At 73.4% G+C, this 6,000-nt stretch carries 6 protein-coding genes and 1 pseudogene; 2 read left to right on the top strand and 5 right to left on the bottom strand.

Features of this window, described 5'->3' with window-relative positions:
• The 3 genes and pseudogenes from Q0444_RS06750 to Q0444_RS06740 form a co-directional block, all read right to left on the bottom strand.
• A pseudogene (locus tag Q0444_RS06750) lies at positions 1-252 on the bottom strand (hypothetical protein); the annotation flags it as partial.
• Between the two features lie 134 nt (positions 253-386).
• Entirely contained in the window at positions 387-584 is a 198-nt protein-coding gene (locus Q0444_RS06745; protein WP_291081220.1) for a hypothetical protein, read from the bottom strand.
• Between the two features lie 178 nt (positions 585-762).
• The gene (locus Q0444_RS06740; RefSeq protein WP_291081222.1) at positions 763-1,455 is read right to left on the bottom strand and encodes a DUF305 domain-containing protein; all 693 of its coding nucleotides are present in this window, start codon (positions 1,453-1,455) and stop codon (positions 763-765) included.
• A 186-nt stretch (positions 1,456-1,641) separates the two neighbouring features.
• On the opposite strand from Q0444_RS06740, the gene Q0444_RS06735 reads away from it, so the two are divergent.
• Both Q0444_RS06735 and Q0444_RS06730 read left to right on the top strand, forming a co-directional pair.
• Positions 1,642-2,388 (top strand): response regulator transcription factor, encoded by a 747-nt coding sequence (locus Q0444_RS06735; RefSeq protein WP_299022371.1) that lies wholly within the window; start codon positions 1,642-1,644, stop codon positions 2,386-2,388.
• On the top strand, positions 2,385-3,512 hold the full coding sequence (locus Q0444_RS06730) for a cell wall metabolism sensor histidine kinase WalK (RefSeq protein WP_291081225.1): 1,128 nt from the start codon (positions 2,385-2,387) through the stop codon (positions 3,510-3,512). Before Q0444_RS06735 ends, Q0444_RS06730 begins: the two co-directional genes overlap by 4 nt.
• A gap of 22 nt (positions 3,513-3,534) precedes the next feature.
• Here Q0444_RS06730 and Q0444_RS06725 read toward each other — a convergent pair whose 3' ends face one another.
• A complete protein-coding gene (locus Q0444_RS06725) occupies positions 3,535-4,746 on the bottom strand; it encodes an MBL fold metallo-hydrolase (RefSeq protein WP_291081227.1) in 1,212 nt (403 codons plus the stop codon).
• A 116-nt stretch (positions 4,747-4,862) separates the two neighbouring features.
• On the bottom strand, positions 4,863-5,972 hold the full coding sequence (locus Q0444_RS06720; protein ID WP_299022367.1) for a hypothetical protein: 1,110 nt from the start codon (positions 5,970-5,972) through the stop codon (positions 4,863-4,865).
• Positions 5,973-6,000 lie beyond the last annotated feature (28 nt).

Here is a 6,000-nt window from a genome sequence, read left to right as displayed (position 1 = left end):
GGGGGGGGGGGCGGACTGCGGGGGGGGGGGCGGCCGCGGGGGGGTGCGGTGCTGGGTGTCCTGCTGCGGCGGGGTGTACTGCTGTGGGGGGAGGGCCGGGCGCGCGGGCGGGAGGGGCTCGAAGCGCTCCGTGTCACCCCGCCGGGCCTCGAAGTGCCGCGGATCCTGGGGTTGCGCCGGGGCCTCGCGGGCGGGGACCTGTTGTTCGCGGCCGTCGGGATTGCCGGGACCGGGACTGAAGGGCTCGTTCATTGCTGCCTCCTCGGCGCGGTCGGTCGCGGCGTGCGACGGCCGGGAGAGCGTGGGGCCCTCAAACCGACTCGAGTCCCAATCTACGTTCTGACTCCGACAATGTTGACACTGGTGGCTCGCCCGCGGCCGGCGGCCTACGGCGTGGAGACCGCCGCCGGGGGTGAGGACTGTCGCGCGGCGCCGGCGGAGGCGTCGGCGGGGTCCTGCGTCAGAGCGAAGAGGGTGGCGCCGAGCGCTGCGGTGGCGGCGAGGGCTGCGCCGATCCCCAACTCGAGGATGGAGAACTGCGTGCGGCGACCCAGCATCTGGGGCGACGTGACGGAGCTGGACATCGATTTCCTTTAACAGATCCTGCCGAGCCTGTGAGGGACGCCGATGACCATAGGCCTTCTCACCGCGTCATGGCTAGAGGGGGCGGGCGTCAACATGGCGGCGGCCACCCGCGCTCGACGGCCTGCGCTCAACGGCCCGACGGTGTGACGGTCCCGCGGGAGAGGGCACGCAGGTCACTCACAGAGCGGCGATCATCTCGCGCATCCGATCGATCTCGCGCTGCTGGGTCTGGATGATCGACCGGGCCAGCTCGACGGTCGGCGGGTAGGTGCCGTCGGAGACCTCGTCCTGCGCCATCTCGATCGCGCCCTCGTGATGGGCGATCATCTGCTCGAGGAACAGCCGCGCGGCGTCGGGGCCCCGCGCATCGGACAGCTCCCGCATCTCCTGGCCGGAGAGCATCCCGTCCATCATCGGCATCCCGGCGGCATCGTCCGCGCCGCCCATGTGATCGCCCATGTGGCCGGGCACGTCGTCGCCCATCATCGGTCCACCCTGCGGTCCGCCGGGCACCCCCCACTGCTCGAGCCACTGGCGCATCTGCTCGATCTCGGGGCCCTGGGCCGCCTTGATCTCCTCGGCCATGGTCCTCACGTCGGCGGGGACGTCGTCTTTGTCCAGGATGATGTCGCTCATCTCGATCGCCTGCTGGTGGTGCGGGATCATCATCCGGGAGAACATCACGTCCGCCGCGGAGTGCTCGGAGTCCTGGCCGGTGGCGGTCGTGAGAGTCCCGCCGGTCGTGGTCTCGCTCATCACGGCGCCGGGCGAGGTCTCGGTGGCGGTCGTCGAGTCGGTGCCGTTCCCGGCGCATCCGGCGAGCGCCAGTACGGCGGCGGCGGTGGCGGCGAGGAGGGCTCTGCTGGTCATCGTCGGGTCCTTTCGTCAAAGAGGGCGGGGCGCCTGTCCCGCTTCCGGCCCTCGCGGCCGTCGACTGTGATGGCCACACGCCATCGTCGCCGGGGAACCCCTCATTCCCGGTGGAGGTCACGTCAAGATTCGGTCAAGGCTGCCGCGGCGGCGGCGCACCCCGCGGCGGGGCGCGATGATGGACCCATGCCCTCACCCGCTGGTGCCCACGACTCGTCTGGTCCGGTCGCCGGGTTGAGGGCCCTGGTCGTGGACGACGAGCGGCCGCTCGCGGAGTTGGTCGGCTCGTATCTCGAGCGCGACGGGTTCGAGGTGACCCTCGCCGGGGACGGTGCCGAGGCGGTCGCGTTGGCGCGCTCGGCGGACCCGGACGTGGTGGTCCTGGATCTGGGGCTGCCCGGGCTGGACGGGGTGGAGGTGTGCCGCCGGATCCGCGCCCATTCCGACGCCTACGTGGTGATGCTCACCGCCCGGACCGACGAGGTGGACACGCTGATCGGGCTGTCGGTTGGCGCCGACGACTACGTGACCAAGCCGTTCAGCCCACGCGAGCTGATGGCCCGGATCCAGGCCATGCTGCGCCGGCCGCGGACCCCCGCCACCGTGGCCGACGGCCCGCGGGAGCCCGCTGCCCGGGCGGTCGGGGAGCTGAGCATCGACGAGGCGGGCCGCGAGGTCACCGTCGGCGGCGAGGCGGTCGCTCTGACGCGGACCGAGTTCGACGTGCTCGCCGCTCTGTCCCGCGACCCGGGCGTGGTGCTCAGCCGGGCCCGACTGATCGAGGCGGTGTGGGGTCCCAACTGGGTGGGCGACGACCACATGGTGGACGTCCACATCGCCCACCTGCGCCGGAAGCTGGGCGACGACGCGGCCCGGGGGCGCTACGTGCGCACCGTCCGAGGCGTCGGCTACCGCATGGGGACCGGGGGATGAGCGGGCGCGGCCGTCGCCGGCTGGCCGGGGCCAGCTTCGGGACGCTTCTGCTCCTGGCCATGGCGGGCGTCGTGCTGGGCTGCGCGGTCAGCGCGTGGCTGGTCGCCTCCGCGCTGGCCCCCGGGATCTTCCACGACCACTTGGGACAGGCCGGGATCGACCACGACTCCGCCGGGGCCGCGCACGTCGAGGAGGCGTTCACCATCGCGATCGTCCTGGCCTGGGGGCTGGCGGTGGGGATCGCGGTGCTCCTGGCGCTGCTCGCGAGCTGGTACCTCACCCGCCGGGTCCAGCGCTCGGTCACGGTGGTCACCAGCTCGACAGCGGAGATCGCCGGCGGGCGCTATGGCACCCGGGTCGCGAGCCCGGAGCTGGGGCGGGAGTTCGACGAGTTGGCGGGCAGCGTCAACGAGCTGGCCCGACGGCTCGAGGCCACGGACGCCACCAGGCGCAGGATGCTCGCGGACCTGGGACACGAGATGCGCACCCCGCTGGCCACGATCGACTCCCATCTCGAGGCCCTCGACGACGGCGTCCGTGTCCTCGACGACGCCACCAAGGACGTGTTGTGGGCGGCCACCCGGCGGCTCGAGCGACTGGCCTCGGACATCGTGGCCGTCTCGGACGCCGAGGAACACCAGGCCCGGCTCCACCTCGCCCGCACCTCCACCGCCGGGCTCGTGGCCGGCGCGATCGACGCCGCCCGCGCGCAGTACGCCGAGAAGGGTGTCGCTCTGACGGCGGAGGGGGTCGAGCAGGCCACCGTCACCGTGGACGTTGAGCGGATGGGCCAGGTGCTGGGGAACCTCCTGGGGAACGCGCTCCGGCACACCCCGGCGGGCGGAGCGGTGACCGTCGGCGCCGCGCCCGCGGGGCCGGGGGTCGTCGAGATCACGGTCGCCGACTCCGGCGAGGGCATCGCGCCCGAGCACCTGGACCACCTGTTTGACCGCTTCTACCGGGCCGACCCCTCCCGGGGCCGCGACGCCGGCGGGAGCGGGATCGGCCTGGCCATCACGCGGGCGCTGGTGGAGGCGCACGGCGGACGGGTCCGGGCGAGCAGCGACGGCCCCGGCCGCGGCGCCCGGTTCACCATCACGATCCCCGCCACGGCAGGGAGCTGAGCGCGCGCTCCCGCCGGTCGGGTCAGCGGGTGGCCAGCACGATCCGCTGCAGGTCGCGGCCCACGATCACCTTGCCGCTGTAGCCCTCCTGCGCCCAGTCGTGCCACTGGCGCGGATCGACCACGCCGGAGTAGTCGCCGAGGTGGGTCAGGACCAGCCGGCTGGCGCCGGCCCGCTCGGCCACCTGCCCCACCACCTGGACCTCGACATGCGATTCCAGGTTGTGCTCGATCATCGCCGGCGGCAGGTTCCCGCCGCGCACGTTGATCGCCTCGTGCACGAGCGTGTCGGTGCCGAGCGCCAGCTTGTCCAGGTTCGCGCTGAGGCTGGTGTCACCGGAGAACGTCACCGACCCGTGCTCGGTGTCGAAGCGGAAGGCGAACGCGGGGAAGACCGGCCCGTGCGGGACGAGGGTCGCGGTGACCCGGACGTTCTGGTCCTCCATGACCAAGAACGGGTCCATCGCCGGGCAGGTGTTGGTGTAGCTCGCCCCGACGTCGGGGATCGCGATCTCATGGACGTCGAACAGGGTGCGCGGGTCGGGCGGGCCGCCGGCGGGGCCGTTGTCGCGGAGGAAGATGTTGGACGTGTACGCGTAGGCCTCGTGCATTCGCTGCGTCATCTCGGCGGTGCCCGGGGTGGGGCTCTGCGGGGCGACCACCGGGAAGTCGGGGTAGTTGAAGTTGGGCGGTCGCAGTCCGCCCGCCGAGCCCGGGCCGTACACGTCGACCGGGCCCGCGAGCTTGTCGCCCGCGGAATTGGCCACCACCCCGCCGATGAGCGCGAAGTTGTAGTAGTCGGCGATGTGGTCGGCGTGCAGGTGGGTGATGAAGATGCCCCGGATCGCCGCCAACTCGAGCCCGGTGAGCCCGTACTGGGTGACCGAGGAGCGGCCGCAGTCGATGACGTAGGTGGCGCCGTTGACCACGAGGACCGTCGCAATCCCCACCCGGGTCCTCTCCACCATCGGGCCCGCGAGCGTCCCCAGCAGCACCAGCTCGAGGGGTTCGCGCTCGTCCGCGGGGATGGGGGCGGGCGGGGTGTTCCCCGAGGAGCCGAGGGAGCCGGTGTCGAGGGAGCCCGAGTCGAGTGAACCGGACAGGCTCTGGGCGGCGGCCTGGCCCGCGCCGAGTCCGGCGACGCCGGTCACCGCCGCGGCCCCGCCGAGGGCGGCGAGCAGCGAGCGGCGGCTGACTCGGGCCGCGGGCTGGGGGCTGGGATCTGAGGGGGGCATGGCGACGTCCTTCATCCGGGGGCGGGTTTCGGGGCGGAGATGAGCTGGAGGAGCGTGTGCCACCAGTCCGTAGTGAAAAAAAAACCTACTTCAGATTTTCTCAGGTAAGGGCGGATTCACGGTTCGTCGCGTTCGGCGCTCGGCGAGCGCGCGCCGGCGGGTCGGTCGCCAGCAGGTTGCTCGAGATTCGGTGACGCTTGCTCGAGCTCAGGTACGCCCTGCCGGGGTGTCGCGTGCGCCGGGTTCGAGCAGGTGCGCGCAGACCTCGAGCAAGTCGTCGCGGATCTCGCGCAGGTGGGCTCAGATCTCGAGCAAGTGCCGCGGGGCCGGGGCGCTGCGGGGCAGGGGCTGGGGCGCGGCCGCGGAGTCGGGACGCCGGAGGGGGCAGGGGCCGGGGCGCGGCTGCGGAGTCGGGACGCCGGAGGGGGCAGGGGCCCGTGTGGGGCCGCGGAGCCGGGACGCCGGAGGGGGCAGGGGCTGGTGCGTGGTCTCGTAGCGGGCCCCGATTCAGGCCGGCCCCGCCTCGGGCGCGGGGGCGCCGCCCGCCCGAGCCCCGCCACGAGCCAGTCCACGAGGTCGGTCACGTACTGGCGGTGTGCCGGCGCGGCGTCGGCGGGGCCGCGGGCCCGAGTGGCGAGCTCGGCGGTGAGCATGACGATCATCTGCCGCACCCGGTGCCGGGCCCACTCCTGCCCACATCGGGCGGTGACGGCCGAGATCAGCATCGCCAACTGGTCCTGCAGCGCGGTGTCCGCCACCGGCCCGGGGCCGACCGTCCGGCCCACCTCGGCGACCGGCCCCAGCTGTCCGATCACCCGGAGCGTCCAGCGGCCCTCGTCGTCGTCGAGCAAATCCGCCAGCGGTGACACCACCGCCCGCACGATCTCCGCGAGGTCGGGCGCGGACGAGGCCCACCTGTCGAGGTCGCGGCGGCGCTCGGGCTCCATGCGCGCCACCCCGCTGCGCAGGACGGACTCGAGCAGGCCGGTGCGCCCGCCGAAGTGGTAGTTGATCGCGGAGTCGTTGCCCTGGCCGGCGTCGGCCACGATGTCGCGGATCCGGGCGGTGCGCCAGCCGTCGGAGGCGAACCTGCGCAGGCCCGCCAGGAGCAGGGCCTCGCGGGTGGCGACCGAGCGGGGTCGGGCCGGGCCGGGCGCGGGGGCTGGGCTGGGGGGAGACGGGCTGGGCGTGGGGGTTGGGCCGGGAGTGGCGGCGGAGCGGGGCACGAGGCGAGTCTAGATCGCCCTTCCCCTG

The organism is uncultured Dietzia sp., from assembly GCF_937873725.1.
Lineage (GTDB): Bacteria > Actinomycetota > Actinomycetes > Mycobacteriales > Mycobacteriaceae > Dietzia.
This window is presented reverse-complemented; position numbering and strand designations above follow the sequence as displayed.

What these genes read in the sequence shown, in the direction of transcription:
- Q0444_RS06745 (WP_291081220.1), bottom strand. Translation starts at nt 584, where the DNA reads ATGTCCAGCTCCGTCACGTCGCCCCAGATGCTGGGTCGCCGCACGCAG.
- Q0444_RS06740 (WP_291081222.1), bottom strand. Translation starts at nt 1,455, where the DNA reads ATGACCAGCAGAGCCCTCCTCGCCGCCACCGCCGCCGCCGTACTGGCG.
- Q0444_RS06735 (WP_299022371.1), top strand. Translation starts at nt 1,642, where the DNA reads ATGCCCTCACCCGCTGGTGCCCACGACTCGTCTGGTCCGGTCGCCGGG.
- Q0444_RS06730 (WP_291081225.1), top strand. Translation starts at nt 2,385, where the DNA reads ATGAGCGGGCGCGGCCGTCGCCGGCTGGCCGGGGCCAGCTTCGGGACG.
- Q0444_RS06725 (WP_291081227.1), bottom strand. Translation starts at nt 4,746, where the DNA reads ATGCCCCCCTCAGATCCCAGCCCCCAGCCCGCGGCCCGAGTCAGCCGC.